This window comes from Achromobacter spanius (assembly GCF_002812705.1).
Taxonomy (GTDB): Bacteria; Pseudomonadota; Gammaproteobacteria; order Burkholderiales; family Burkholderiaceae_B; genus Achromobacter; species Achromobacter spanius.
In genome coordinates this window covers 1-26,542 of the sequence record NZ_CP025030.1, presented here as the reverse complement: position 1 = coordinate 26,542, position 26,542 = coordinate 1, and the positions used below count along the sequence as shown (strand labels likewise).

At 63.1% G+C, this 26,542-nt stretch carries 20 protein-coding genes, 1 tRNA gene and 4 pseudogenes; 16 read left to right on the top strand and 9 right to left on the bottom strand.

The genetic code is table 11. From position 1 onward, the window contains the following. The first annotated feature begins 193 nt into the window (after positions 1–193). Positions 194–1,810 carry a methyl-accepting chemotaxis protein gene (locus CVS48_RS00120; RefSeq protein ID WP_242001134.1) on the top strand — a complete coding sequence of 539 codons (1,617 nt, stop codon included), beginning with the start codon at positions 194–196 and terminating at the stop codon, positions 1,808–1,810. Positions 1,811–1,821: 11 nt separating this feature from the next. Here CVS48_RS00120 and CVS48_RS00115 read toward each other — a convergent pair whose 3' ends face one another. The 3 genes from CVS48_RS00115 to CVS48_RS00105 form a co-directional block, all read right to left on the bottom strand. Further along, on the bottom strand, positions 1,822–2,124 hold the full coding sequence (locus tag CVS48_RS00115; RefSeq protein WP_100852803.1) for a hypothetical protein: 303 nt from the start codon (positions 2,122–2,124) through the stop codon (positions 1,822–1,824). Next, positions 2,121–2,315: an antitoxin VbhA family protein gene (locus CVS48_RS00110; RefSeq protein ID WP_100852802.1), complete on the bottom strand. Its 195-nt coding sequence runs from the start codon at positions 2,313–2,315 to the stop codon at positions 2,121–2,123. The genes CVS48_RS00115 and CVS48_RS00110 overlap by 4 nt, the downstream gene beginning before the upstream one ends. Before the next feature lie 123 nt (positions 2,316–2,438). Next, positions 2,439–2,529: transfer RNA gene (locus tag CVS48_RS00105), tRNA-Ser, on the bottom strand. A 287-nt stretch (positions 2,530–2,816) separates the two neighbouring features. On the opposite strand from CVS48_RS00105, the gene CVS48_RS00100 reads away from it, so the two are divergent. The 3 genes from CVS48_RS00100 to yaaA all read left to right on the top strand — a co-directional run bounded on the left by CVS48_RS00100 (position 2,817) and on the right by yaaA (position 5,697). Beyond that, positions 2,817–4,022 (top strand): cation:proton antiporter domain-containing protein, encoded by a 1,206-nt coding sequence (locus tag CVS48_RS00100; protein WP_100857453.1) that lies wholly within the window; start codon positions 2,817–2,819, stop codon positions 4,020–4,022. 103 nt (positions 4,023–4,125) lie between these two features. Then, the gene (locus CVS48_RS00095) at positions 4,126–4,908 is read left to right on the top strand and encodes a 3-hydroxybutyrate dehydrogenase (RefSeq protein ID WP_100852801.1); all 783 of its coding nucleotides are present in this window, start codon (positions 4,126–4,128) and stop codon (positions 4,906–4,908) included. A 15-nt stretch (positions 4,909–4,923) separates the two neighbouring features. Beyond that, positions 4,924–5,697, top strand: a complete 774-nt coding sequence (gene yaaA, locus CVS48_RS00090; protein WP_100852800.1) for a peroxide stress protein YaaA — start codon at positions 4,924–4,926, stop codon at positions 5,695–5,697. 653 nt (positions 5,698–6,350) lie between these two features. On the opposite strand, the gene CVS48_RS00080 is transcribed toward yaaA, so the two are convergent. Continuing rightward, on the bottom strand, positions 6,351–8,660 hold the full coding sequence (locus CVS48_RS00080; RefSeq protein ID WP_100852798.1) for an FUSC family protein: 2,310 nt from the start codon (positions 8,658–8,660) through the stop codon (positions 6,351–6,353). A gap of 913 nt (positions 8,661–9,573) precedes the next feature. Here CVS48_RS00080 and CVS48_RS00075 point away from each other — a divergent pair. The 4 genes from CVS48_RS00075 (at position 9,574) to pssA (ending at position 13,823) form a co-directional block, all read left to right on the top strand. Next, the gene (locus tag CVS48_RS00075) at positions 9,574–11,289 is read left to right on the top strand and encodes an acetolactate synthase 3 catalytic subunit (RefSeq protein WP_006217867.1); all 1,716 of its coding nucleotides are present in this window, start codon (positions 9,574–9,576) and stop codon (positions 11,287–11,289) included. Between the two features lie 10 nt (positions 11,290–11,299). After that, entirely contained in the window at positions 11,300–11,791 is a 492-nt protein-coding gene (gene ilvN / locus CVS48_RS00070) for an acetolactate synthase small subunit (protein ID WP_006223608.1), read from the top strand. Between the two features lie 75 nt (positions 11,792–11,866). Next, positions 11,867–12,883, top strand: a complete 1,017-nt coding sequence (gene ilvC / locus CVS48_RS00065) for a ketol-acid reductoisomerase (protein ID WP_100852797.1) — start codon at positions 11,867–11,869, stop codon at positions 12,881–12,883. A 166-nt stretch (positions 12,884–13,049) separates the two neighbouring features. Beyond that, a complete protein-coding gene (pssA, locus tag CVS48_RS00060) occupies positions 13,050–13,823 on the top strand; it encodes a CDP-diacylglycerol--serine O-phosphatidyltransferase (protein ID WP_100852796.1) in 774 nt (257 codons plus the stop codon). An 86-nt stretch (positions 13,824–13,909) separates the two neighbouring features. Here the strand turns inward: pssA and CVS48_RS00055 are convergent, their stop codons facing one another. Then, on the bottom strand, positions 13,910–14,428 hold the full coding sequence (locus CVS48_RS00055) for a hypothetical protein (protein ID WP_100852795.1): 519 nt from the start codon (positions 14,426–14,428) through the stop codon (positions 13,910–13,912). 317 nt (positions 14,429–14,745) lie between these two features. Here CVS48_RS00055 and rpsO point away from each other — a divergent pair, with 317 nt between their 5' ends. The 6 genes and pseudogenes from rpsO to CVS48_RS00025 all read left to right on the top strand — a co-directional run bounded on the left by rpsO (position 14,746) and on the right by CVS48_RS00025 (position 21,769). Beyond that, positions 14,746–15,015, top strand: coding sequence for a 30S ribosomal protein S15 (gene rpsO / locus CVS48_RS00050; protein WP_006223612.1), 270 nt, complete (start codon positions 14,746–14,748; stop codon positions 15,013–15,015). A gap of 94 nt (positions 15,016–15,109) precedes the next feature. Beyond that, positions 15,110–17,272 (top strand): polyribonucleotide nucleotidyltransferase, encoded by a 2,163-nt coding sequence (pnp, locus tag CVS48_RS00045; protein ID WP_100852794.1) that lies wholly within the window; start codon positions 15,110–15,112, stop codon positions 17,270–17,272. Positions 17,273–17,387: 115 nt separating this feature from the next. Further along, positions 17,388–18,113: a hypothetical protein gene (locus CVS48_RS00040; protein ID WP_100852793.1), complete on the top strand. Its 726-nt coding sequence runs from the start codon at positions 17,388–17,390 to the stop codon at positions 18,111–18,113. Between the two features lie 15 nt (positions 18,114–18,128). Then, entirely contained in the window at positions 18,129–19,346 is a 1,218-nt protein-coding gene (locus CVS48_RS00035; RefSeq protein ID WP_100852792.1) for a threonine ammonia-lyase, read from the top strand. A 484-nt stretch (positions 19,347–19,830) separates the two neighbouring features. Then, positions 19,831–20,253 (top strand): tripartite tricarboxylate transporter TctB family protein, encoded by a 423-nt coding sequence (locus tag CVS48_RS00030; RefSeq protein ID WP_100852791.1) that lies wholly within the window; start codon positions 19,831–19,833, stop codon positions 20,251–20,253. Between the two features lie 9 nt (positions 20,254–20,262). Further along, positions 20,263–21,769, top strand: a pseudogene (locus CVS48_RS00025) (tripartite tricarboxylate transporter permease). 84 nt (positions 21,770–21,853) lie between these two features. Here CVS48_RS00025 and CVS48_RS00020 read toward each other — a convergent pair. The 4 genes and pseudogenes from CVS48_RS00020 to CVS48_RS29525 all read right to left on the bottom strand — a co-directional run. Next, positions 21,854–22,414 (bottom strand): annotated as a pseudogene (locus CVS48_RS00020) (PIN domain-containing protein). Between the two features lie 489 nt (positions 22,415–22,903). After that, complete coding sequence (locus CVS48_RS00015; RefSeq protein WP_100852790.1) at positions 22,904–24,436, bottom strand: tetratricopeptide repeat protein; 1,533 nt, start codon at positions 24,434–24,436, stop codon at positions 22,904–22,906. A gap of 91 nt (positions 24,437–24,527) precedes the next feature. Continuing rightward, positions 24,528–24,944 (bottom strand): pilin, encoded by a 417-nt coding sequence (locus CVS48_RS29530; RefSeq protein ID WP_244191399.1) that lies wholly within the window; start codon positions 24,942–24,944, stop codon positions 24,528–24,530. 103 nt (positions 24,945–25,047) lie between these two features. Beyond that, positions 25,048–25,398: pseudogene (locus CVS48_RS29525) on the bottom strand (RDD family protein); the annotation flags it as partial. 458 nt (positions 25,399–25,856) lie between these two features. Between CVS48_RS29525 and CVS48_RS29520 the strand changes: the two are divergent. Both CVS48_RS29520 and CVS48_RS29515 read left to right on the top strand, forming a co-directional pair. Next, positions 25,857–25,958 (top strand): annotated as a pseudogene (locus CVS48_RS29520) (helix-turn-helix domain-containing protein); the annotation flags it as partial. A gap of 170 nt (positions 25,959–26,128) precedes the next feature. Further along, positions 26,129–26,413 carry a LysR substrate-binding domain-containing protein gene (locus CVS48_RS29515; protein WP_244191394.1) on the top strand — a complete coding sequence of 95 codons (285 nt, stop codon included), beginning with the start codon at positions 26,129–26,131 and terminating at the stop codon, positions 26,411–26,413. Positions 26,414–26,542: the final 129 nt, after the last annotated feature.

Sequence of the window (26,542 nt, the reverse complement as noted above, 5' to 3'; positions counted from 1 at the left end):
TCTGCTCGACCACTGCGAGAACCCTCGGTTCACGACTTCTCCGCTGGCACTTTCATCATCTTTGAACACCATATTTGGGGGCAGATCCATCCAGGGGCTGGCGGGCGTCTGGCTTGCGTGGGCGGCGGTTTGCGCGGCCGCACGCAACTGCCGAATCCGCATTCGCGCGCCTGTCTGGATGGCTGGACGCGGCATGAATAATCTGAAACTTGGAACCCGCCTGGCGGGGGGATTCGGCATTTTGCTGGCCATGATCATCATCATGTGCCTGGTTGGGCTGGTCAGCCTGGCCAACATCAATGAATCGGTTGAAACCGTGACCCAGCGTTCGCTGATCAAGGAGCGCTGGATCAGCGATTGGGCCCGCAATATCCAGGCCGGCGTCACCCGCACCACCGCCATTGCAAAAAGCACCGACGCGAGCCTGGCGGCGTTCTTCACGGAAGAGGCCGCCGCGTCCACGCGGAATTCTTCCGCCTTGCAAAAGCAGATCGAGCCACTGATACAGACGCCCGAGGAAACGACGTTGTGGCAAGGCATCGGCAAGTCCCGAGGCGATTACCTGCGCACGCGCGACGCCATCTTCAAGGCCAAGCAGAGCGGCGACGTGGATGCGGCCAACCGCGTCTTCACCCAGGAATTCCTGCCGGCCACGCGCCAGTTCATTGACCAGATCACCAAGCTGTCCGCCTTGCAGCGGGCCGAGATTGATGCGCGCGCGGCCGACATCCAAAGCGCTTATCGCACGGCCAATTTCTGGATGATCGTCATCGGCTCGGTGGCGCTGATCAGCGGCTTGCTGCTGGCCGTGTTGCTGACGCGCGGCATTACCCGCCCGCTGTCGGCCGCCGTGCGCGTGGCGCGCACCGTGGCCGCCAATGACCTGACCAGCACCGTTACCGTGACATCGCGCGACGAGATCGGCCAGTTGATGCAGGCCCTGGCGTCCATGAACGCCAACCTGGCGGGCACCATCGCCCACATCCGGACCGGCGTGGACAGCATGGCGTCCGCGTCGGGCGAGATCGCAGCGGGCAACACCGACCTGTCCTCGCGCACCGAGCAGCAGGCCGCATCCCTGGAGGAAACCGCGGCATCGATGGAACAACTGTCGTCCACGGTGAAGCAGAATGCCGACAGCGCGCGCCAGGCGAACCAGTTGGCGGCCACCGCGTCCGAGACCGCATCCCGAGGCGGCGCGACGGTGTCCGAGGTGGTCAGCACCATGAGCGCGATTTCGTCGAGCTCGGTCAAGATCGCCGACATCGTGTCGGTGATCGATGGCATTGCCTTCCAGACCAACATCCTGGCGCTGAACGCCGCGGTGGAAGCCGCGCGGGCAGGCGAGCAGGGCAAGGGTTTCGCGGTGGTAGCGGCCGAAGTCCGCACACTGGCGCAACGCAGCGCGCAGGCTGCCAAGGAAATCAAGTCGCTGATCGAAGACACGGTGCAAAAGATCAGCCAGGGCTCGATCAGCGCCGAGCGAGCAGGCACGACGATGCAGGAAATCGTCAGCTCGGTGCAGCGCGTGACGGACATCATGGGCGAAATTGCGGCGGCATCCGCCGAGCAGGCCGACGGCATTGAACAGGTCAACCGGGCGGTGTCGCAAATGGACGAGGTAACGCAGCAGAACGCGGCGCTGGTGGAAGAGGCCGCCGCCGCGGCCGGGTCCATGCAGGATCAGGCCGCCGACCTGACGCGCGCGGTCAGTGCGTTCAAGCTGCTGGGTGGAGGGGCGGTGGCGATGGAGCGGGGGGCTGGTGGTCGAGCCTTGGCAATGACGGGGGCTGTGGCCCTTCGGGCTTGATGTGACGCCTGTCAGCAGTGGATGCCTTGCCGAATGAGCCGCGCGAGGCTATCCGCATTGCCGTTGTAGGCGTCGATTGACGCCCGGATCATTTCAGCTTGGCTAATGCCAGTCCAATCGATGTCGTAGCCAGCGTTGTGCTCCAAATCGAACTTGCCGGCGACGGGCTGCTCACGCAACTTGGCGGCCTGCAAAAAAGACAGGCTGGACTCGGCCTTGTCGAGTGCAGCCTGATCTTGGATACCCAGAAGGTTGCGGAGTATGCCCGTGCCTTTGTCCAGGTACGGGTCTCCGTCCTGCCCCGTGTATTTCATCTTACGGGCTGATTCAGACCGAGCCGCGCCTTGTATTCGGCAATAGCGTCATCAAGGGATTTTTCGCCCGACGCCCACAGCTCGGCGTCTTTGATAACCTGCGCGTCCGGTTCCAGGCCTTCCATGCGTTGGCTGGCCAGTGCGCTGTTCACGATGACGCGGCGGGCAACGACTTCCTGCTCTGCAATCATGGCTAGTCCTGTGATCAATGAATGCGCCATTTTACGCCGTGACACGCTGGACGGAAAAAAGCCCGCATCTCCATGGGAGCGCGGGCTTTTTTGGATTTCGATGAATTCACCGAAATAAATACTTGGCGGAGAGGGTGGGATTCGAACCCACGGTACGGGGATACCGTACGCCTGATTTCGAGTCAGGTACATTCGACCACTCTGCCACCTCTCCGTGGCTGGGTTCCAAAACGGTGATCACTTATTTGAAGGGTTCCTTTTTGAGGATTTCCCTTCACGTTTCGTTTTCACTTCAAGATCCCTGGTCGGAAGGATCTTCGTTGTTGGAGCAGCGAAGCCCGCAATTCTACAGGAATTTTTTCCTGTGTGTAAAGGGGGTCGAAAAAAATCCTTGAAAGGGTGCATCGCGCACTTCCGGCGGCGCCGATCTTTGTCCAGAATTCGCCCATCCGGGCATCGCGCGCCCAGGCCTACACCCTACCCAAGGCGGCATCCCGTTTCATGGACCTGATTCTTATCCTCTTGCTTGCCGCTGTGCTGTGCGTGCCCATTACGCAACGGCTTGGGCTGGGCGCCATTCCGGGTTATCTGATTGCGGGCGTGCTGATCGGGCCGTCTTGCCTGAAGCTGGTGACCAATGTCGACACCATGATCAACGTGTCGCAATGGGGCGTGGTGATGATGCTGTTCATCATCGGGCTTGAGCTGTCGCCCAGGCGCCTATGGGCGATGCGCAGCGAGGTCTTCCTGCTGGGAAGCTTGCAAATGCTGGTCTGCGGGTTGCTGCTGGGGCTGGTTTTCGGCGCGGCGCTCAGGCATCTGGCCGGGATGGAGTGGCAGGCGGCGGTGTTGTGCGGGCTGTCGCTTGCCTTGTCGTCGACGGCGGTGGCGTTGCGGCTGCTGGATGAGCGCAGCTTGACCCGCACGCCGCTGGGCCGTTCGGCCTTGGGCGTGTTGCTGTTTCAGGACATGGCGGCCATTCCGATGCTGGTGGCGGCGGGCTTGCTGGGGTCTGACGGTACGTCGGCCCCGTCGTTCAAGGAAGCGCTGATCGCCGTGGCGGTGGTGGCGTTGGCCTACCGGCTGCGGCTGCTGGGCTGGGCCGCCAAGGCGCAATTGAATGAACTGTTCACGGCGGCGGCATTGCTGATGGTGGTGGGCGCCGCGCAATTGTTCGACTATGCGGGTTTGTCTGCGGGCTTGGGCGGCTTTCTGGTCGGGGTGTTGATGGCGGAATCCCGCTACCGGCACGACCTGGAAAAGGCCATCGACCCGTTCAAGGGCTTATTGCTGGGCCTGTTCTTCCTGGCGATCGGCATGTCCGTGAACCTGAAGGTGGTGGCTGATCACTGGACGTTCATCATCGGCTGCGTTGCCGCCTTGCTGGCGATCAAAGCCCTGGTCCTCTATGGCTTCGCGCGGTTCATGGGCTTGCCGCGCTACCACCGGCTGCTGTTCGCCATGGTGCTGGCCCAAGGCGGGGAATTCAGCTTCGCCATTTTCAATGAAGCCTGGGACAACCACTTGGTCAGCCTGGAACAGCGCGACGTGCTGTCGGTGGTGGTCGCCATATCCATGGGCGTGGTGCCGGTGCTGATCAAGCTGCTGGAGCGCGTGCCGGAAAACCGTGGCGGCATGGCGGATCTGCCTTCGGCCGCCGATGCGGGGCGAGGGTCGGATTCGTCCGACAAACCTCCATCCGCTTGACCCCGCCAGCCGTGGGGTCATGGCATGATTGCCGTCTGCGCGGGCGGCTACACTTGTCCTCGTTTCGCTTTTCGTCCCTATGCCAGACCACAGGAGAATGCACATGCTCAAAGGAAAAGTTGCCCTTGTCACCGGTTCCACCAGCGGTATCGGCCTGGGGATCGCCACCGCCTTCGCCCAGCAAGGCGCTGATATCGTCCTGAATGGTTTTGGCGACGCCGCCGCGATCGAAAAGGAACGTGCGGGTTTGGCCGAGAAGTACGGCGTGAAGGTGATCTACGACGGCGCCGACCTGTCCAAGGGCGATGCGGTGCGTGGCCTGGTCGACAACGCGGTGCGCCAGTTGGGCCGCATCGACATCCTGGTCAACAACGCCGGCATCCAGCACACCGCGCTGATCGAGGACTTTCCGGTTGAAAAGTGGGACGCGATTCTGGCGCTGAACCTGTCGGCCGTGTTCCATGGCACGGCGGCCGCGCTGCCGCACATGAAGAAGCAGGGCTTTGGCCGCATCATCAACATTGCGTCGGCGCATGGCCTGGTGGCCTCGGCCAACAAGTCGGCCTATGTGGCGGCCAAGCATGGCGTGGTGGGGTTCACCAAGGTCACGGCGCTGGAAACGGCCGGGCAGGGCATCACCGCCAACGCCATCTGCCCGGGCTGGGTCCGCACGCCGCTGGTGGAAAAACAGATCACCGCGCTGGCTGAGAAGAACGGCGTTGACCAGGAAACCGCCGCGCGCGAACTGCTCAGCGAAAAGCAGCCGTCGCTGCAATTCGTCACCCCGGAACAACTCGGCGGCACCGCCGTGTTCCTGGCATCCGACGCCGCGGCGCAAATTACCGGCACGTCGGTTTCGGTCGATGGCGGCTGGACGGCGCGTTAATAGAGGAACTCTGGAATGTTGTTTTTGCTTTCCCCCGCCAAGAAGCTGGACTACGACTCGCCCCTGCATATCGAGATGCACACCCAGCCGCTGTTCGTGGATCAGGCCGCCGGCCTGATCAAGGTGTTGAAGACAAAGTCGGCAGAAGACATCGCTGACTTGATGAGCCTGAGCCCGGCGCTGTCTGAGCTGAATGCGCAGCGTTACGCGCATTGGAAGCGCAGCTTCACCCAGGCGAATTCACGCCAGGCGGTGTTGGCGTTCAATGGCGATGTGTACGAAGGGCTGGATGCGTCCAGCCTGTCGGCCAAGCAACTGGATTGGGCGCAAGAGCACGTGGCCATCCTCAGTGGTTTGTACGGCGTGCTGCGCCCGCTGGATCTGATGCAGCCGTATCGCCTGGAAATGGGCACACGTCTGGAAACGTCCAAGGGCAAGAACCTGTATGAGTATTGGGGGTCGACGATTGCCGATTACCTGAATGAGCGTCAGGAGGGCAAGAAGTCGCCGGTGATCGTCAACCTGGCGTCCGAGGAATATTTCAAGTCGGTTGATTTGAAAACGCTGAAGGCGCGAGTGGTGCAATGCGTGTTCCAGGACTGGAAGAACGGCGCCTGGAAAATCATCAGCTTCCACGCCAAGCGCGCGCGCGGGCTGATGGCGCGCTATGCCATCCAGCATAAGGTTGCCAAGCCGGAAGGCTTGCACGGCTTTGACCTGGAAGGCTACGCCTACGACGCATCTGTTTCAACGGAAGACAAACTGGTGTTTCGTCGCAAGGTGGGGTGATTGTGATGGGTTTCGCGCGATTGGCGGTGGGTTCTTGCCGGGGCCAGCGCGCGCTGCACCCATCCTACGTGTCGCGGCGATCTGGTGCGATCGTGATGGGTTCCGCGCGATTGGCGGTGTGTTTCTTGGCCGTGGCCAACGCGCGCTGCGCCCATCCTACGTTTTGCGGCGATCTGGTGCGGTTGTGATGGGTTTCGCGCGATGGGCGGCGGGGTTCTTGCCGGGGCCAGCGCGCGCTGCACCCATCCTACGTGTCGCGGCGATCTGGTGTGGTCGTGATGGGTTCCGCGCGATGGGCGGCGGGGCTCTTGCCGGGGCCAGCACGCGCTGCACCCATCCTACGTTTTTGCGGCGATCTGGTGCGATTGTGATGGGTTTCGCGCGATTGGCGGCGGGGTTCTTGCCGGAGCCAGCGCGCGCTGCACCCATCCTACGTTCCGGGCAAACCGGCACGATCGTAGGATGGGTGTGGCGCGAGACCGTTTAAAAAAGAAAGAAATCGCTCAACGCGCGAACCCATCAAGCAGCGCTGAATTCTTAACAGGATCAGCCACAAGCTCGCGGGTGTCTGATGGGTCTCGCGCGCGATCGGCGGTAGGTTCTTGCCGGCGCCAACCCGCGCTGCACCCATCCTACCTATCCAACCGCATCATTCACGCTGCCGCCGCTACCGGCGGGGCATGCGTGGGGTCGGCCAGCGCTTGCAGTTCCTGGCGAATCATGTGCGCTGCCTTCAGCATCTGCTTCAACGGATACGCCAATGCCGCCTGTTCGCCGGCCGTGTCGAACTGCGTGGGCAGGGTCGTGGCGATCTGGGGGCGCTTTTCGTCCAGCAGGTCGACCATGCCGTTCAGCGCCAACTGTACTGCTTCGGGCGTCTTGGGTAGCGCCGCCAGAATGGGTATCGCCGCCGTGATCTGCGAGGCCAGCACATGGTTCTGGATCAGCAGGTTGTTCAATTCCGGCACGCTGAGCTGGTGCGATTTGGGTTCGCTCATCATGCGGTAGAACGCTTCGGCAAAATTGCTGAATGCAATGTGCACGTTCTTGCGCGCCAGGCGCCAGGCCAGGTCGGCATCGATGACGGCGGGGGTGTCGGTGGCGGAGGCGTTCGTTGCGGCGCTTGGGGCTGCAGTCGCGGCTGCAGTCGTGGCCGTATTCGTGCCCGCAGTCGTGTCCGCATTTGCGCCGGCATTCGTGGCTGGCCCCGCGTGCGTTTGCATGGCTTCAACGTAGCGCAGCCCGGCCAGCAAGTATTCCCGGTTGGCGCGGGTGGCGGCGGCGGCCAGCGGCTTCAGATAGCGTGCTTCCCACCACGGCAGGATGTAGCTGCAGATCAGCGCCAGCGCGCAGCCCAGCAGCGTGTCGATGGCGCGTTCGCCAATTACGGACATCGACACGGTGCCCGGCGACACGAAGTGGAACACCAGCACCACGAAGAGCGTGTTGAAAATGGCGCTGGCCATGTAGTTCAGTTGCACCAGGCTGTTGCCCATGATGCAGGCGCCCAGCAGCACGGCGAACAGGATCTCGGGGCTGTCGGTCAGGTTGAACAGCAGCAGCGCGCAAATGCAGCCGATCAAGGTGCCGCCCAAGCGCCAGCCATTGCGCTGCCGCGTCAGCGCAAAGCCGGGCTTCATGATGATGACGATGGTCAGCATGATCCAGTAGTTGTGCGCGGAAAATTCCGGCGACAGCCAGCGGCTGGCCAGGGTCATGGCGATGGCCGCCGCCGCCGTCACGCGCAGCGCATAACGGAAGTGCGGGGAATCCAGCCGCAGGTTGCTGGTCAACAGCCCGAAGCGGAATTCCTGGCGCGAGATAAAGCGCGTCAACGACTTGTTGATGCGCAGCACGTCGGTGGGCTTGGCGTCCGGCGATGCCGCCGTGTGGTCGGCCAGGCGGTCGACGATGCGGGCCGAATTGCGCAGACGGCGCAGCACCTGGATGATCAGCGCCAGCATCTCGGGTTCGCGCTCGCCCAGGCCTTGCTGCTTGAGCTGTTCGATTTCGTATTCGATGGCGCGCAGTTCCGCCTTGGCGCTGCTGCGGTACTGCACCTGGCGGCCGCGCGACACGTCCAGCGCGATGCGGTTGAGTTCCAGCGACATCTTCACCAGCGCGTCGCGCATGAACATCAGGCAGTCATTACCCGCCAGCGTGCGACGCAGCGCGGCGTAGTCGGTGTGTGTGGCGACCAGCGTGTCCAGCAGTTGCAGCATGTCGACGAACATGTTCCAGATCATCACGCGCTGACGGTCGCCCACGCCCTTGCCGCGCGGCAGGGCGCGCAGCACCATGTCGCGCGCCGCCTGGTGCTTTTCGGTCATGACGGACTGGCGTTGGATCAGGGTGCGATAGGCTTCGTCCAGGTCGGCCGTCTCGTCATAGAAGGCGGCGCGGGCGGCCACGTAGTCTGCGGTGGCGAACAGCGCCACCGACATGGCCTGCTGTTCCTCGCGCAGCCAGAACAGGCGCGAAAATCCCAGGCTGAACACTACATAGAAAAGCGCGCCGCCCAAGGTGGCGACGGCGTGCGCGAATACTTCGTGCGGCTGTAGCGGCGAATGCATCGTCAAGGTCATCAGCAGCAGGCCGGCAAAGCCGATCAGCCCGCCGCGCTTGCCGAACACCGTGAACATCGAATAGACGAAGCACTGCGCAATCACCACCAGCCAGATCAGGATGGGATTGGTGGACGCCAGCCCCGTGATGATGACGGTCACGGTGCCCAGCGCGGCCCCGCCCAGCATTTCATTGGTGCGATGGCGCTGCGGCCCGCCCGGTTGGTCGATGATGGCCAGGCACTGCGCACCGAAGGTCGCGACCAGCCCGGTGGTGTAGTTGCCGAACAGCCCGCCCAGCACCAGCACGGGCAACAGCATGCCAACCCCCTGGCGCACCCCTCCGAAGAAGTAGTGGCTGTAGAGGAAACGGCGAATGCTGGCAATGCGCAAATCCATGGGACGAGGCCTAATCTTGCGATGCGGCAAGTATATAGATGCCCTCCAGGCTTAGGGCCCTTTCCCCGCCGGGCCGCCCCAAGGGGAAAGCGCCCCCTCGGGGGGCAGAGAGCGCCCGGAGGGCGCGAAGCGTGGGGGCTCCTTTCCCCGCCGGGCCGCCCCAAGGGGAAAGCGCCCCCTCGGGGGGCAGAGAGCGCCCGGAGGGCGCGAAGCGTGGGGGCTCCCTTTCCCCGCCGGGCCGCCCCAAGGGGAAAGCGCCCCCTCGGGGGGCAGTGAGCGCCCGGAGGGTGCGAAGCGTGGGGGCTCCTTTCCCCGCCGGGCCGCCCCAAGGGGAAAGCGCCCCCTCGGGGGGCAGTGAGCGCCCGGAGGGTGCGAAGCGTGGGGGCTCCCTTTCCCCGCCGGGCCGCCCCAAGGGGAAAGCGCCCCCTCGGGGGCAGAGAGCGCCCGGAGGGCGCGAAGCGTGGGGGCATACATTCTGGGGTCAGATGGTTACAGGACTTTCCCTGTCAGACCGGCTGCATCGCGCGCGCAACGGTCGTTTCACGTCGATTTGCTACCTTTGACGCAACGCGGTAAATTCCACCTCTTGCGCCGGTCTGCCTATCCGATACCGGCGCGTTGAGGCGGATGGTACGGGTCACCTCCCCAGCCATCCTGCCGCAGTGATACTTGCTGTTGGCCGCGCCACAAGCGTGTGTTGCCAAAGCTTCCATTTCGACCTCCAGCGTCCCCAAGGGGCGTTTGCACTGCGTTCTGTCGAGCGTGTGCCGGGTCGGCAGGGTGTCCGGGTGGCGTGGCTCCGTGAGCCGCTAAGCGCCGGATCATGTTGTCGTAGCCGGTATGGGTTCCGTTGCCGCCGTATCCGGGCGAGCAGCAGTCAGGGTTGCAGGGCCGGTACTGAAAGGAAATAAACATGGAAATGAATGGCGCCGATATCGTCGTGCGCTGCCTGGCCGATGAGGGCGTGGAACACGTTTTCGGCTACCCCGGCGGCGCAGTGCTTTACATCTACGACGCGATCTTCAAGCAAGACAAATTTCAGCATATCCTGGTTCGTCACGAGCAAGCCGCCGTGCACGCCGCCGATGCCTATTCGCGCTCGTCGCAAAAGGTTGGCGTCTGCCTCGTGACCAGTGGCCCGGGCGTGACCAATGCCGTCACCGGCATCGCCACCGCCTATATGGATTCCATCCCCATGGTCATCATCAGCGGGCAAGTGCCCACTGCGGCCATCGGCGAAGATGCGTTCCAGGAATGCGACACCGTCGGCATCACGCGCCCCTGCGTCAAGCACAACTTCCTGGTGCGTGACGTCAAGGACCTGGCTGAAACCATGCGCCGCGCGTTCTACATCGCGCGCACGGGCCGCCCCGGCCCGGTGCTGGTCGATATCCCCAAGGACATCACCGTCGCGCAGTGCAAGTACACGCCGCCCAAGGGCGAGATCTCGATGCGTTCCTACGCGCCCGTCAACAAGGGCCACCAGGGGCAAATCAAGAAAGCCGTGCAGATGCTGCTGGCCGCCGAGCGACCAATGATCTACACCGGCGGCGGGGTCATCCTGTCGAACGCCGCGCCCGAGCTCAACAAGCTGGTGTCGCAACTGGGCGCGCCGTGCACCAGCACCCTGATGGGTCTGGGCGGCTACCCGGCCAGCAGCGGCCAGTTCGTGGGCATGCCCGGCATGCACGGCACCTACGAAGCCAATATGGCGATGCAGCACTGTGACGTGCTGCTGGCCATCGGCGCTCGTTTCGATGACCGCGTGATCGGCAACCCCAAGCACTTCGCGCAGAACGCCCGCAAGATCATCCATATTGATATCGATCCGTCGTCGATCTCCAAGCGCGTGCGCGTTGACGTCCCGATCGTCGGCAACGTCAAGGATGTGCTGGCCGACCTGTCCGCCCAGTACGAAGTGGCGGCCGCCGAGCACAAGCCCGCGTCCATCACCAAGTGGTGGGAGCAGGTCGAGACCTGGCGCGGCAAGGAATGCCTGAAGTTCGCCAACTCGGACGAAGTCATCAAGCCGCAGTATGTGGTGGAAAAGCTCTGGGAAGTGACGGGCGGCGACGCCTTCGTGACGTCCGACGTGGGCCAGCACCAGATGTGGGCGGCCCAGTACTACAAGTTCGACAAGCCGCGCCGCTGGATCAATTCCGGCGGCCTGGGCACCATGGGTGTTGGGCTGCCGTACGCGATGGGCGTGCAGATGGCCAACCCTGGGCACGACGTCGCCGTTATCACCGGCGAAGCGTCGATCCAGATGAACATCCAGGAACTGTCGACCTGCCATCAATACCGCCTGACGCCCAAGATCGTCTGCCTGAACAACCGTTTCCTGGGCATGGTCCGGCAATGGCAGCAGATCGATTACGGCTCGCGCTATTCCGAGTCCTACATGGATTCGCTGCCCGACTTCGTCAAGGTGGCCGAGGCCTATGGCCACGTGGGCCTGCGTATCGAGCGTCCGGCGGATGTCGAACCCGCGCTGCGCGAAGCCTTCGGCAAGCACAAGGAACGCCTGGTCTTTCTGGACTTCATCACCGACCGCACCGAAAACGTGTGGCCGATGGTCAAGGCTGGCCGTGGGCTGACCGAAATGCTGCTTGGCTCTGAAGACCTGTAAGGAGGCCACCATGAAGCACGTGATTTCCGTCCTCCTCGAAAACGAACCCGGCGCGCTGTCGCGCGTGGTGGGTCTGTTTTCCGCGCGGGGCTACAACATTGAAACCCTGACCGTGGCGCCCACCGAGGATTCCACGCTGTCGCGCATGACCATCGTGACGACGGGTTCCGATGAAGTCATCGAACAGATCACCAAGCACCTGAACCGCCTGGTGGATGTCGTTAAAGTGGTCGACCTGACCGAAGGCGCCCACATCGAGCGCGAGCTGATGCTCGTGAAGGTGCGCGCCGTGGGCAAGGAACGCGAAGAGATGAAGCGCATGGCGGATATTTTCCGTGGCCGCATCATCGACGTGACCGACAAGTCCTACACCATCGAATTGACCGGGGTGCAGGAAAAAGTACAGGCCTTCCTGGAGGCCCTGGACCGCAGTGCCATCCTTGAAACCGTACGCACCGGCGTGTCCGGCATCGGACGCGGTGAACGGATTTTGAAGATTTGACCGGCCTTCCAGGCCAAGCCACACCCTACATCTGAATTAATCGAATATCCAAATACTGGAATCTGGAGCACAACCATGAAAGTTTTCTACGACAAAGACTGCGATCTGTCCCTCATCAAAGGCAAGACGGTTGCCATCATCGGCTACGGCTCGCAAGGCCACGCGCACGCGCAGAACCTGCATGAATCGGGCGTGAAGGTCATCGTCGGCCTGCGCAAGGACGGCGCTTCGTGGAACAAGGCCGCCAACGCCGGCCTGGAAGTCAAGGAAGTGGCTGATGCCGTCAAGTCCGCCGACATCGTCATGATGTTGCTGCCCGACGAGAACATCGCCTCGGTCTACAACAAGGAAGTGCACGGCAACATCAAGGCCGGCGCCGCCCTGGCTTTCGCTCACGGCTTCAACGTTCACTACGGCCAGGTCGTGCCGCGTGAAGACATCGACGTCATCATGATCGCCCCGAAGGCCCCCGGCCACACGGTGCGCAACACGTACAAGCAAGGTGGCGGCGTGCCCCACCTGGTGGCCGTGTACCAGGACAAGTCGGGCGCCGCGCGTGACGTGGCCCTGTCGTACGCCAGCGCCAACGGCGGCGGCCGTGCCGGCATCATCGAAACCAACTTCCGCGAAGAAACCGAAACCGACCTGTTTGGCGAACAAGCCGTGCTGTGCGGCGGTACCGTCGAACTGATCAAGGCTGGTTTCGACACGCTGGTGGAAGCCGGCTACGCGCCCGAAATGGCGTACTTCGAATGCCTGCACGAACTGAAGCTGATCGTTGACCTGATCTATGAAGGCGGCATCGCCAACATGAACTACTCGATTTCGAACAACGCCGAATTCGGCGAGTACGAAACGGGCCCGAAGATCGTCACCGACGAAACCCGCAAGGCCATGCGCCAGTGCCTGACGGACATCCAGACTGGCGAATACGCCAAGAAGTTCATCCTGGAAAACACCGCTGGCGCCCCGACGCTGACTTCGCGCCGCCGCATCAATGCGGAATCGCAGATCGAGCAGGTGGGTGGCAAGCTGCGCGCCATGATGCCCTGGATCGCCGCCAACAAGCTGGTGGACAAGTCCAAGAACTGATCGACGCCCGGCGCGGGCTGGCCCCGCGCCCCGTCCGACAAGACGGCATGCCTCCAAAGGGCATGCCGTTTTTTATTGCCTTTTCCTCAGGCATGGCACTTGCTCTGTCCCGCAAGCGGGGCCATATGAGTTAACCTTTCACAGTCCGTTGTAAGTTATTGAGACTATGCCCAATTTTTCCATGCGCGATTCCGAGAACCGCCACCGAAGCATTTACTTGCTGCCCAACGCATTCACCACCGCTGCGCTGTTCGCGGGGTTCTATGCCGTGGTGCAGGCAATGAATGATCGCTTCGAAGTTGCCGCCATCGCCATTTTCGTGGCCATGGTGCTGGATGGCATGGATGGCCGGGTGGCTCGCCTGACCAACACGCAGTCGGCATTCGGCGAGCAATATGACTCTTTGTCCGACATGACGTCGTTCGGCGTGGCGCCCGCGCTGGTCATGTACGAATGGATCTTGAACGATTTGGGCCGCTGGGGTTGGCTGGCCGCCTTCGTCTATGTGGCAGGTGCCGCGTTGCGGCTGGCGCGGTTCAATACCAATATCGCCGTCGTCGACAAACGTTATTTCCAAGGCCTGCCCAGCCCGGCCGCCGCCGCGCTGGTGGCGGGTTTTGTCTGGCTGGCGGTGGACAATAAGCTTCCCATCCATGACAGCTTGATGGCTTGGGTGGCGTTCACGCTGACCATGTACGCGGGCATCACCATGGTGTCCAACGCCCCGTTCTTCAGCGGCAAGAGCTTTGCGCTGGGCCGTAGCGTGCCGTTCTGGGGCATCTTGCTGGTGGTGGCCGTATTCGTGTTCGTGTCCAGCGACCCCCCGGTCGTGCTGTTCGGGCTGTTCGTGCTGTATGGCTTGTCGGGTTGGGTCATGTGGGGCTGGCGCTGGAACAAGGCGCGCCGCCTGACGCAAGAGCGCCGCGGCCACTCGTCCTGATCCGCTGATCGCTGCTTTTTTTCAAAGCGCAGCCCATAAAAAAACCCGCCAAGCGATTATTGGCGGGTTTTTTGTTGATGGCGGGTTCAGCGCCACATGAATCTGTCGTCGTCGTACATGGGGTCGGGGCCAGGGTGGAAGTGCGTCACCTTGCTGCCGTCGCGGCTCATGTAGACGTACATTAGTGAATTCCACACGCCATTTTCCTTGTACCGGTACGACCACACGACTTCGCGCTTTTCGCCCAGGCCCGTGACATCGATTTGGGCGGGCGGCCCGAATTCGCAGCGCACGCGGTCCGGTCCCCAGTCGCCGGTTTCCAGCACTTTGAAGTGCGCGTCCGTCAGCAGGGGCAGCACCTGGCCCACGCGGCCGTCGGTGCCGACGTTGGTGCCCCAGGCGTATTGGCCCATGGGCTGTTGCGTCCAGATGACGCGGCGCCCCCCGCCGGCTTGGGGGCATTCGAAGTTGGGCTGGCCGAATTGGGTAAGCACGTCGCCGTAGGAAGTGCCGGGCGGGATCTGAGTCATGTTGGCGCAAGCCGCCAGGCTGGCGATCGCCAGGGAAGCCAGGACCGTACGCGCGGGTCTGAAATATTTAGACATGTGTTTGCTCCTCAAGGGCGCCGCTCGGGCGCTGCAGGCCGGTACCGGCCCCCCAAAACCACCTGTGGGGTAATTCTAGCGAATCAGCTATAATCGCCGAGCTTTATCAAGTGTATTGATTTTGCAAGATGCTTTGCGCCGGCAGTCCGGCTGCAGAGTGACCCCCAACCCAGAGCAATCCGTGTGTGGTGGGCCATTCTGGCAGCTATTGAAGCAGCAGTGAGAAAGCAAAAACGCTTATCGCCGGAATTCACGCAAATTTTTTCCAAACCACGTCAGGGCACCTCGGCCCTGTCGCATGTCCGAAGAGGTCATCAATGTCTGTAGCTGACATCAAGAAATCCGATATCGTTGCGCAATTCCAACGCGCTCAAGGCGATACCGGCTCCCCCGAAGTTCAGGTGGCTCTGCTCACCGCCCGTATCAACGAACTGACCGGTCACTTCAAAGAACACATGAAGGACCATCACTCGCGCCGCGGTCTGCTGCGTATGGTCAGCCGTCGCCGCAAGCTGCTCGACTATCTCAAGGGCCGCAATCCCGATTCGTACCGCGCTCTGATCGAAAAACTCGGTCTGCGCAAGTGATCGACGGGGCTGGCTCCCCATGACGCAATAACCGTGGTCGGTGCGACGTATTGTCGCAGCGGCCACGGTTTTTCATTTGTAAGGAATAATCGTCATGTTCAACAAAGTGACAAAATCGTTCCAGTACGGCCAGCACACGGTCGTCCTGGAAACTGGCGAGATCGCTCGCCAGGCCTCCGGCGCCGTTGTGGTGTCGATCGAGGACACCGTTGTCCTGGCCACCGTTGTGGCTTCCAAGAAGGCCAAGCCGGGTCAGACGTTTTTCCCGCTGACCGTCGACTACATCGAGAAGACCTACGCCGCCGGCCGTATCCCGGGTGGGTTCTTCAAGCGTGAAGGCAAGCCCTCCGAAAAGGAAACGCTGACCTCGCGCCTGATCGATCGTCCGCTGCGTCCGCTGTTCCCGGAAGACTTCTACAACGAAGTCCAGGTCGTCATCCACACGCTGTCGGTCAATCCCGAGATTGATCCCGACATGGCCGCCATGATCGGCGCCTCGGCCGCGCTGGCCATTTCGGGCATCCCGTTCAACGGCCCGATCGGCGCCGCGCGCGTGGGCTACATCGACGGTCAATACGTCCTGAACCCGACCGCCTCGCAACTGAAGTCGTCCAAGCTGGACCTGGTGGTTGCCGGTACGGAAAACGCCGTGCTGATGGTGGAATCGGAAGCCCAACAGCTTTCCGAAGAAATCATGCTGGGCGGTGTGGTTTACGGCCACGAGCAGATGCAGGCCGTCATCAACACCATTCACGAATTGGTCAAGGACGCTGGCAAGCCCGAATGGGACTGGCAAGCTCCGGCCAAGGACGAAGCCCTGATCGCCGCCGTGACCGCGGCTGCCCAGGAAGGCCTGAACGCCGCCTACCAGATCCGCGACAAGCAGGCCCGCACCGCCAAGCTGCGCGAAGTGTCGGCCGACGTGTCGGCCAAGCTGGCTGCCGCCGCCGCTGAAAAGGGCGAGGCGCTGCCTGATGCCGTGACCGTCGACAACATCATGTTCTCGCTGGAATCGGCCATCGTTCGCGGTCAGATCCTGAACGGCGAACCGCGTATCGACGGTCGCGACACCCGCACCGTTCGCCCCATCAGCGTGCGTCTGGGCGTGCTGCCCCGCGCACACGGCAGCGCGCTGTTCACCCGTGGTGAAACGCAAGCGCTGGTCGTTGCCACGCTGGGCACCAAGCAAGACGAGCAGATCATTGACGCGCTCATGGGTGAATACCGCGACCGCTTCATGATGCACTACAACATGCCTCCGTTCGCCACCGGCGAAACGGGCCGCATCGGTGTGCCCAAGCGCCGCGAAATCGGCCACGGCCGTCTGGCCAAGCGCTCGCTGATCCCGCTGCTGCCGGCGCCGGAAGACTTCCAGTACACGATCCGTATCGTGTCGGAAATCACCGAGTCCAACGGCTCGTCGTCGATGGCTTCGGTCTGCGGCGGCTCGCTGGCCATGATGGACGCCGGCGTGCCGGTCAAGGATCACGTGGCCGGTGTGGCCATGGGCCTGATCCTGGACGGCGGCAAGTTCGCCGTGCTGACCGACATTCTGGGTGACGAAGATCACCTGGGCGACATGGACTTCAAGGTCGCGGGCACCGAAAACGGCGTCACCGCACTGCAGATGGACATCAAGATCCAGGGCATCACCAAGGAAATCATGCAAGTGGCGCTGGCGCAAGCCCGCGAAGGTCGCCTGCACATCCTGACCAAGATGAAGGAAGCGCTGGACGGTTCGCGTGGCGAGCTCTCGGCTTTCGCCCCGCGCATGCTGACCATCAAGATCAACCCCGAGAAGATCCGCGACGTGATCGGCAAGGGCGGCGCCACCATCCGCGCGCTGACCGAAGAAACCGGCACGCAGATCGACATCTCCGACGACGGCACGATCGTGATCGCCAGCGTCGACGAAGCGCAGGCCAAAGAAGCCCAGCGCCGCATCGTCGAACTGACGGCCGATGTCGAAGTGGGCCAGATGTACGAAGGTTCGGTCCTGCGTCTGCTGGACTTCGGCGCCATCGTGCAAGTGCTGCCGGGCCGCGACGGCCTGCTGCACATCTCGGAAATCGCCAACTACCGCATCGCGAACATCAACGATGTGCTGAAGGTCGGCCAGCAAGTCCGCGTCAAGGTCATCGAGGCCGACGACAAGGGCCGCCTGCGCCTGTCCATCAAGGCAATCGGTGGCATCGAAGCGCAGCAACCCGCTGCCGCTCCCGACGCTGCCCCCCAATCGGAACCGCAAGCTGAATAAGCTTGCTGCCTGATTGACCGAAGAACGGCGCCGCAAGGCGCCGTTTTTTTTGGGGCCAGGCCGCCTTTCCTGTAAAGTCTTGCGCCAGACGGAGGGAAAAACGGATGATCCAAGCATGACGGGCTGGGCGGCGGGCGCTACCGCCGCAGCGCTGCTTGCCGCGCTGCTGACCGGCTGCATGAGCAGCCCCGGGCCGGGCCAACGCGGCCCCAAAGGCGAAGCCATGTCCGCCGACCAGTTCGGCCAGACCGATTTCAACCGCACGGTCACGCTTGAAGTGCGCGACAACCTGGACAGCCTGTATTCGCTGCTGGACAAGCTCTACCGCCGCAACCCCCGTGAATGGCGCAAGACGGGCGCGGCGGATCACAAGGCGGCCGTTAACCGCGTCAAGCACGCCATCGAAGTCCGCGTGCCGCCCAGCGATCTGGCCGGCCTGCGAGACATCCAGATCCTGGCCGTGTCGCTGGACCCGAACTACACCGGCGACCGCGTCGGCGCCTTTATCTATGGCATGGCCGACACCATCATCGCGGCGCACAACGGCAAGACCCGCCTGTACGCCACCGACGCGCTGGATGGTCAGCGGGTCTACAATGCCGCACGGAATGTCGAGGCAGCCGCCTGGCTGCTGGCGTCGCGCCGCAACAATCAGGGTGAACTGCTTTTGCTGGCCAATGAAATGTCTCCCACCGCCACGAACCTGAGCTTCGAGCGCGAGTTCGGCGCCATCATCGGCCGGCTGGACCTGATCGCCAACCTGCTTGGCGAAAATTCGCGCCGCATCGGCATCAACTATGCGCAGGGCCTCCTGCTGTTCAATTTTCTGCCTGTGCGTTAACAGGATCTTCCCATCGTGATCGATATCGCTTCCATCCAGACCGCCCGCGACAACCTGCGCGGCCAGGTGCTGAAGACCCCCTTTACCCTGTCGCGCACGCTGTCCGACATCTTCGGCGCCGAGATCTGGCTGAAGTTCGAGAACCTGCAATTCACGGCGTCCTTCAAGGAACGCGGCGCCCTGAACCGCATGTTGACCCTGACGGCCGACGAGCGGGCCAAGGGCGTGATCGCGGTGTCTGCCGGCAATCACGCGCAGGGCGTGGCCTACCATGCCCAGCGCATGGGCGTGCCCGCCGTGATCGTGATGCCGCGCTTCACACCCACGGTCAAGGTGGCCAACACCCGCCGCTTCGGCGCCGAAGTGGTGCTGGCCGGTGATACCTTTGACGACGCCAAGGCGCACGGCTACGAACTTGCCCAGGCACGCGGCCTGATCATGATCCATCCCTACGATGACGAAGCCGTCATTTCGGGGCAGGGCACCGTGGCGCTGGAAATGCTGGAAGACCAGCCGCAGTTGGACATGTTGGTGATCGCGATTGGCGGGGGCGGCTTGATTTCCGGGATGGCCACCGCGGCCAAGGCCTTGAAGCCTGGCATCGAGATCGTGGGCGTGCAGACGGAACGCTTTCCGTCCATGTACGCGGCCGTCAAGGGCGTGGCCATGCCGCAGGGGCAATACACCATCGCGGAAGGCATTGCGGTGAAGTCGCCCGGCGCGCTGACGCAGCCGATCGTTGCCAAGCTGGTCGACCACATTGAACTGGTCAGCGAAAGCGACATCGAGCACGCCATCGTCGTGCTGCTGGAAATTGAGAAGACCGTGGTCGAAGGCGCGGGCGCCGCCGGGTTGGCCGCGCTGCTGCGCGCGCAGGAAGCTGGCAGCGACCGCTTCAAGGGCAAGCGTATCGGCCTGGTGCTGACCGGCGGCAATATCGACCCGCTGATGCTGGGCGAACTGATCGAACGCGGCATGGTGCGCGCCGGCCGCCTGGCCCGCATCCGCGTGGACCTGCGCGACCTGCCCGGCGCCCTGGCGCATGCCACCAAGCTCATCGCCGACGCCCAGGCCAACATCACCGAAGTGCATCACCAGCGCGCCTTCACGTCGCTGCCGGTGCGCAACGTTGAAGTGGACTTCGTGCTGCAAACGCGCGGGCCGGAACACATTCTTGAAGTGATCGATGTGCTGAACGCCGCGGGCTTCGCGGCCAGCAACCACGATCACTGACCGCGGCGGCTCAAGGCCGCATCGTTCCCGACCGCATCGACCTCAAACGCCCGCACTTTGCGGGCGTTTTTACGTGCGTCTGCGCGGTTCGGAGGGGAATGGTTGAAAAAAAAGTTGCTCGGCGCGGATCAGGCTTCAGATTTTTTTTGCCACCCGTTGAACTTTTTTAAGATGGCTGACATCCCCACGGCAAGCGGCTTGAAAGCGAATTGAAGGCATTTCGGAAGCCGTAATTGAAGCGAGTTGAGAAAAATCTGTCCAATATTTGGACTAGGGATATCCCCAAAAAAGTCATGGTTCATACGGATATTCGATATGTCGTCATGCGATTTAGTATCTGCAACTTCGCTTTTTCGCCAACGGCTTGCCAGCGGTGGGGGGCGTAGAGATAAGGACGCGCCACTTTTTCCAGCGATGTTCCGGCGCGTCAGACTAGGGAGACTGCAGCTTGATAAGAAACAGACAGGACTTTTGGTCCGGAGCCATGTTTATTGCTTTAGGGGGGGCCTTTTCCGTACAGGCCACCGAATATTCCATGGGAAGCGCGGCCCGCATGGGACCGGGATATTTCCCGTTCTGGCTGGGCATCGTGCTGGCGCTGATGGGCGCGGTCGTGCTGATCAGCGCACTGGCCAAGAAGGCCGATACCACCACGATCAGCCGCTACGATTTCCGCATCCTCTTCCTGGTGGTCGGATCCGTGGTGTTCTACGGTTTCGCGCTGCGGTACCTGGGGCTCTACATCTCGGTATTCCTGCTGGTTCTCATCAGCAGCCTTGCCAGTCATGAATTCAATTGGAAAGTCGCCGTTGCCAACGGCCTGTTCCTCGTGGCGTTCTCCTACCTGGCGTTCATACGCGGCCTGGGCTTGATCTTCCCGCTGTGGCCCAGCGCATTCGGCAACTAGGAGACAACAATGGAACTTCTACAAAACCTGATGCTGGGTTTCTCCGTGGCGTTCACGCCGGAAAACCTCAGCTATGCATTCCTGGGTTGCCTGCTGGGCACGCTGGTCGGCGTCTTGCCGGGCTTGGGGCCTGTTCCCACCATTGCCATGCTGCTTCCCATCACGTATGTGTTGCCGCCCACGGCCGGCCTGATCATGCTGGCCGGCATCTACTACGGCACCCAGTACGGCGGTTCGACCACGGCCATTCTGGTGAATTTGCCGGGTGAGACGTCCGCGGTGGTGACGGTGCTGGACGGCCACCAGATGGCGCGTAACGGCAGGGCGGGCGCCGCGCTGTCCCTTGCCGCCATCGGATCATTCTTCGCGGGTAGCGTTGCCACCGTCCTGATCGCGGCGTTTGCGCCGCCTCTGGCGGAAGTGGCGTTCGCGTTCGGCCCGGCGGAGTACTTTTCTCTGATGGCGCTGGGGCTGATCGGCGCGGTCGTGCTCGCGTCGGGCTCGCTGCCCAAGGCCATCTGCATGATCTTGCTGGGCTTGCTGCTGGGCATGGTGGGCACCGACGTCAATTCCGGCGTCGCCCGTTACGACTTCAGCATTCCGGAATTGCAGGACGGTATCGATTTCGCGATTGTGGCGATGGGCGTTTTCGGCCTGTCGGAAATCATGGCCAACCTGGAGCAGAAAGAGAACCGCGTCGAAATCACCGACAAGGTGGGCTCGCTGTACCCCAGCCGCCAGGAATTCCGCGAAGCGGCGCCCGCCATCGTGCGGGGCACCGCCCTGGGTTCGGCGCTGGGTATCTTGCCGGGCGGCGGTTCGGTGTTGTCGGCGTTTGCCTCGTACACGCTTGAGAAAAAGCTGTCGAAAGAGCCCGAACGTTTCGGCAAGGGCCACCCCGCCGGTCTGGCGGGGCCGGAGTCGGCCAACAACGCTGGCGCACAAACCTCGTTCATTCCCTTGTTGACGCTGGGTATTCCCGGCAACGCGGTGATGGCGCTGATGGTGGGGGCAATGACCATCCACAACATCCAGCCCGGCCCGCAAGTGATGACCAGCCATCCCGAACTTTTCTGGGGCCTGATCGCCTCCATGTGGATCGGCAACCTGATGCTGGTGATCCTGAACCTGCCCCTGATCGGCATCTGGGTCAAATTGCTGCGCGTACCCTACCGGCATGCTGTTCCCGGCCATTCTCGTGTTCTGCACGATCGGGGTGTATTCGCTGAACTACAACGTGTTCGACATCTTCATGTTCGCCATCTTTGGCGTCATCGGGTATGTCTGGAGCAAGTTGGGTTGCGAGGGCGCGCCGCTGTTGCTGGGCCTGGTGCTGGGTCCGATGATGGAAGAGAACTTCCGTCGGGCGCTATTGCTGTCGCGCGGTGAATTCAGCACGTTCGTCACGCGCCCGCTGTCGGCGACGCTGCTTGCCCTGGCTGCCATCCTGCTGGTGCTGGTGATGCTGCCGGCACTGCGCAAGAAGCGCGAGGAAACGTTCGTCGAGGTCGACTGACCTCGGGGAACAAGATTGGCTCCGGGCCTGGTGCGGCGCAAGCTGCCCAGGCCCGCTTTTTTTGCCCGCGTTTCAGGCCGTGGTTCAGCCCGCTTTTTCAACCATCTCGCGCGCCACCAGGCTTTTCAAACCATACAGGCGCTCACGATGCAAGATCGTGGACAGCGGCAGCGGCTCGCGGTCCAAGGCGATGTAGTCGGCGGGAATCTGGGCCACGGCCTCGCGCATGCGCGCCGGGTCGGCCTGCCACCATTGCACCAGCATGCGGTCCGGGTTGTAGACGTCCAGGCCCTGGCGGCGCAATTCCGAACGGTTGAAATCCTTCAGGTTCCAGGTCAGCACCTGCACCACGGGGCGGCTGCTGCAAGCCACAGCGCGCACGCCGCGCCAACCCGGCCGCAATCACGTGGAAGTCCTTCGGGTCGCTATAGCGCAACGACGCTTCGTACACCTGCGTGTCGACCTCGTTGGCCTGGGGAAAGCTCGCGTTCATCTCGGCCAGAAATCGGCCAATACCTCGGGCGGAATATCCCAGATTCGCGCCGCGTTGCGCCGCCATTCCTCGCCGATGCGTTCGGTCCAGACGGGTATGAACACATCGGCCTCGGCCAGGCGCAACAGCAGCCGGCGCAGAATGCCGGACATCAGGACGCAGGCGTCCAGGACGATGAAGGGGGCAGGGGCGGAAGGAGCGTTCAAGTGTGGTCGTCCGGCCAAGCGCAATCGCCTGGCCTGTGCAAGCTGCGGACGCAGCAGGTGGTGCCCGAGACCGGAATCGAACCGGTACGGCCTTGCGGCCGAGGGATTTTCTTACCACTTCGGCTTTCGCCGCCAGCGCGGGTGCGCTGTTCGTGGTCTGGAGCACGCCTTCACCATAGCCTTGCGGCCGTAGGTGCCCGCCGTCTGCTCTCTACACCTTCCCCGGCTTTTCAATCGGGGCTTGGCTCGGCGTTGGCTCGGAACAGGTCCAGGGCGTTCGCCGAGTTTGACGGGCTACACCTTTGGAGTTTCCCCCAAAGGGCTCAAATTTTTTAAGTCCCTTGTGTCTACCAATTTCACCACTCGGGCGATGCGCGGCCCTTTGCAAGGGTCGGCAGCGGGCGTGACTATAACATCCCGCTGCGCGCCCCCCGGCTACTTGCGGCCGAACAGCCGGCCAAGAAATCCGGCGGGTTTGGAGGCGGCCGCTTCCGCTTCCAGCGCGTTCTTCATCGACAGCTCTTGAAAATAGGGTTTGCCGTTTTGCTGGTAAGACGCGGAAGCCTGGCGGTAGGCCACGGCCGATTCGGCGTGGCGCTTCATCTGGCCGAAGATCCTGCCACGCGCAAACAGCGCCCAACTGCGATAGTCCGGGTCCAGCGCAAGCAGGCGGTCGCAGGCCGCCAGCCCTTCGTCATGGCGCTTGGCGGCGATCAGTGCGTTGATGCGTTCGGCATGCAGGGGGCCGCTGTCTGACCAGCGTTCCAGGGTGGTGTCGGCATAGGCCACGGCCTCGTCGGCGCGGTCCAGGTGCGTCAGCGCTTCAATGCGCACGCGGCGCCATTTCAGCCAGTCGGGGTCCAGTGAAATCGCCACTTCCGCCAGCGGTAGCGCTTCGTCGTGGCGTTCCAGGTAGTTCAGCATGTCGGCGGCGTTGCCGGGCAGGAAGTCATCGCCGGGCGCAAGTTCATAGCCTTTCAGGTAGTACGCCAGCGCGGCTTCCCAGTTGCGCTGGTCGCGCTGGGCGTTACCCGCCACGAACAGCAACTGGGCGTCGCCGCTATCAAGCGGATCCAGGCCTAGCAGCGCCTCTTCGGCCAGTTCGGGTTTGCCGCCGCGCACGTATTCGCGGGCTTGTTCCTTGCGGCCTTCCCAGCCGTTGTCGGAAAGCGCGTCCAGATGGCGCCACAGGGGCACGGCTTCGTCCGCGCCCAGCCGGTGTAGCGAGCGCGCCTTGCCTTCCAGCGGCCAGTCCCAGTCGGGTTCGCGTCGCAGCAGGCTGGTCCATTCTTCCACCGCGTCGGCGTCGCGGCCCATGGCTTGCAGGCAGGACGCGCGGTTGTGCTGGATGGCGTTCTCTTCGCCCAGGATGGCGCGGGCGCGGTCGAACATGGCGATGGCGTTGTTCAAATCGCCCAAGCGGCGGTAATTGTTGCCGGCGTCGTACAGAAAGCCGCCATTGTTGGGCGCCAGGGCGACGGCGCGCTGGTGGTAGGGCAGGGCGTCCGCGTAGCGGCCGGCGTTGTGCAGGTTTGAGCCGATATAGCAATGGGGCGCCGCGGCGGCCGAGCGGATCTGAGAGGCTCGCGTCCAACTGGCGATGGCGTCATCCAGGCGGCGATCGTTGATCAGCAGGTAGGCTTCAGCCATCAGCAAGCCGTAGTGGGAGGGGGCGCGTTGGCGGGCGTCGCGCACGGCGCGCCAGGCTTCCTGTTCGTCGCCTTCGTCGTAGCGCACCACGGCCTGCACGGCAATGGCGTCGCTGCATTGCGGGTCCAGCGCCAGGGCGCGGGCCACGTCGGCGTCACGCTGGGCGTAGGCCTTGCGTTGGGCGTGGCAGCGGGCGCGCAAGCCCCAGACGGTGGCTGAACCAGGCTGTTCGCGCACGGCCTGTTCGCATAGCGACAGCATTTTTGGCAGGTCGCTGCCGTCTTCGGCGCGTTGGATGGCTTCGATCAAGGCGGACATGCGTAGGGTTCCGTCGTGGGGTTATGTCGCGGGGGTTCTGCCGCGGGGTTCTGTCGTTTTACAGGGCAGCTTGTGACCAAGGCCGGGCGGCTTAGCGCGCGAAGGCGCTGGCGTCGTGGCGGCAAGAGTAGGTGCGGTCGCTGGCGGGGATGTCGTCGCTGCCGCATTCCCACCGCCGCACGCCGCCGCCTTTGCGTTCGGCGCGCAGTTCCGGCACGTAGACCAGATGCTTGCCCGCCAGGCTGGGGCTGCCGTCGGTGCTGGGCGTGCCGGCAATCGTGAAGCGCAAGACGCCGTTGACCGGATTCATCTCCACCTTGGAAAAGCCGCTGCTTTCCAGCGACTGCGCGCTGATGCCCAGCTCGTCCAGCGTGGACGGAAATTTCTGCGTGCGCCGATAGTGGTTTTCCGCGAGCCGGCGCACGGGATCGGAGACCAGGTCCAGGCGGTTGATGTCGGCATGCAGCGGGTTGTCGCTGTTTGCTATCGCCGGTGGCGTTGATGCCAATGACGATGCCCACCACGACCAGCGCCAGGATGCCGAACACCGTAAACAGGAACTTGCCCGCGCCGGTGACAGAGGGGGCCCGGGCGACGGCGGCCTGCATGGCGCGCGGGTTCGCATCGCGCGTGACCACGTGCGTGCCCGCCAAGGCGTTGTGCATGGCGCGTTCGCCGAAGATCATCTGCTGCAAATGGTGGAACAGGCCGGGCAGCAGCATGTTCACCGTGTACTTCATGGTATGGCGCCATAGCGAGCGAAGCAGGCCCGGGGCCTGGCCCTTGCGATTGACCACCCGCTGCTTCAAGACACGCTTGCCCGGCGAACCGTTACCCCAAGCGTCCATGAAAGCCGGCAGGAACCAGCCGATCAAGCCGGCGGCAAAGGCGATCAAGAAGGGCGGTTTGTTGCCCGTCAGGCCTTCGTAGGTCAGTTGGGCGGCCATGATCAAGACGATCATCCCCACCGCCATGACGATGGCGTCGATGGCGCTTGCGCCCAGCCGGGCCCAGATGCTGGGAAACACCTGCGCATTGTGATGCGCGGACTGGGCAGGGGCCTTGGACGCGGGGGCTTTTTGATGGTTTGTTTTTTTTGTTTGCCGGGCGCAGGCGCGGCAGAAACGGGCAATGGCGCCTGGCAACTGAAGCATTGCGTATTGGAGGCGGGGTTTTGCCAATTGCAGCGGGGCATTGCATGGAAACGGGAATCCTGGTGATGCCGGGGCCGTACAACCACGACCGGAGCGCGGATGATACTCAAGTCTTGCGCTAGGGAAAACCCGGGTCACCGCGCCCACGAACAACGCGGGACACTCTCGGCCATGAAGCCTGCCCAAGCCCATCAAGCGCATCCAGTCCGCCAAGCGCCTCCGGCCCATCAAGCCACGTCCGCGACATTGATCCCATATCGCTGCGGTTGTTCCTATCCGCCCTGGAAGAAGGCAGCCTGGCGCGGGCCGCCGCGCGCGAGAACATCGTGCCGTCGGCAGTCAGCAAGCGGATGTCGGAAATGGAGGAAGCGTTTGGCGTGCCGCTGCTGGAGCGCGGCGTCAAGGGCGTGCAGGCCACGCCGGCCGGCAACGCGCTGGCCACGCACGTGCGGCGGCTGTTGCAGGACCTGGAACACATGCACCGCGAGATGGCGGGCTTTGCGACGGGCGTGCGGGGCGCGTGCGCCTGGCGGTCAGCGTGGCGGCGTTGTCCGGCGACTTGCCCGCGCGGATTCAATCGTTTCGCCGGGCGCACCCCGAGATCGACATCCTGCTGCAGGAAGACACGACGCAAGCCGCCTTTCGCGCCGTGCTGGAAGGGCAGGCGGATGTGGCGGCGGGGTCGGACTTCGGGCATGACGGCTTGCAGGTGTTCCCGTACGGGCATTGCGAGCTGGCCGCCGTGGTGCCTGGCCAGCATGTGCTGGCCAGCGCGAGACGCTGGACTATGCGCAACTGCTGCCTTTCGAGCAGATCGAACTGAACCGTGACAACGGCATCAGCAGCGTGTTCGAGCAAACCGCCCAGGCGATGGGCGTGGCGCGGCGCATCAGCGCCCGTGTCAGCGGGCACGAGACGATCTGCACCTTGGTCGCACGCGGCATGGGCGTGG

What these genes read in the sequence shown, in the direction of transcription:
- CVS48_RS00080 (WP_100852798.1), bottom strand. Translation starts at nt 8,660, where the DNA reads ATGGATTTGCGCATTGCCAGCATTCGCCGTTTCCTCTACAGCCACTAC.
- ilvC (WP_100852797.1), top strand. Translation starts at nt 11,867, where the DNA reads ATGAAAGTTTTCTACGACAAAGACTGCGATCTGTCCCTCATCAAAGGC.
- CVS48_RS00075 (WP_006217867.1), top strand. Translation starts at nt 9,574, where the DNA reads ATGGAAATGAATGGCGCCGATATCGTCGTGCGCTGCCTGGCCGATGAG.
- yaaA (WP_100852800.1), top strand. Translation starts at nt 4,924, where the DNA reads ATGTTGTTTTTGCTTTCCCCCGCCAAGAAGCTGGACTACGACTCGCCC.
- CVS48_RS00030 (WP_100852791.1), top strand. Translation starts at nt 19,831, where the DNA reads ATGTTTATTGCTTTAGGGGGGGCCTTTTCCGTACAGGCCACCGAATAT.
- pssA (WP_100852796.1), top strand. Translation starts at nt 13,050, where the DNA reads ATGCCCAATTTTTCCATGCGCGATTCCGAGAACCGCCACCGAAGCATT.
- pnp (WP_100852794.1), top strand. Translation starts at nt 15,110, where the DNA reads ATGTTCAACAAAGTGACAAAATCGTTCCAGTACGGCCAGCACACGGTC.
- CVS48_RS00095 (WP_100852801.1), top strand. Translation starts at nt 4,126, where the DNA reads ATGCTCAAAGGAAAAGTTGCCCTTGTCACCGGTTCCACCAGCGGTATC.
- rpsO (WP_006223612.1), top strand. Translation starts at nt 14,746, where the DNA reads ATGTCTGTAGCTGACATCAAGAAATCCGATATCGTTGCGCAATTCCAA.
- CVS48_RS00115 (WP_100852803.1), bottom strand. Translation starts at nt 2,124, where the DNA reads ATGAAATACACGGGGCAGGACGGAGACCCGTACCTGGACAAAGGCACG.
- CVS48_RS00055 (WP_100852795.1), bottom strand. Translation starts at nt 14,428, where the DNA reads ATGTCTAAATATTTCAGACCCGCGCGTACGGTCCTGGCTTCCCTGGCG.
- CVS48_RS00040 (WP_100852793.1), top strand. Translation starts at nt 17,388, where the DNA reads ATGACGGGCTGGGCGGCGGGCGCTACCGCCGCAGCGCTGCTTGCCGCG.
- CVS48_RS00120 (WP_242001134.1), top strand. Translation starts at nt 194, where the DNA reads ATGAATAATCTGAAACTTGGAACCCGCCTGGCGGGGGGATTCGGCATT.
- CVS48_RS00015 (WP_100852790.1), bottom strand. Translation starts at nt 24,436, where the DNA reads ATGTCCGCCTTGATCGAAGCCATCCAACGCGCCGAAGACGGCAGCGAC.
- CVS48_RS00110 (WP_100852802.1), bottom strand. Translation starts at nt 2,315, where the DNA reads ATGATTGCAGAGCAGGAAGTCGTTGCCCGCCGCGTCATCGTGAACAGC.
- ilvN (WP_006223608.1), top strand. Translation starts at nt 11,300, where the DNA reads ATGAAGCACGTGATTTCCGTCCTCCTCGAAAACGAACCCGGCGCGCTG.
- CVS48_RS00100 (WP_100857453.1), top strand. Translation starts at nt 2,817, where the DNA reads ATGGACCTGATTCTTATCCTCTTGCTTGCCGCTGTGCTGTGCGTGCCC.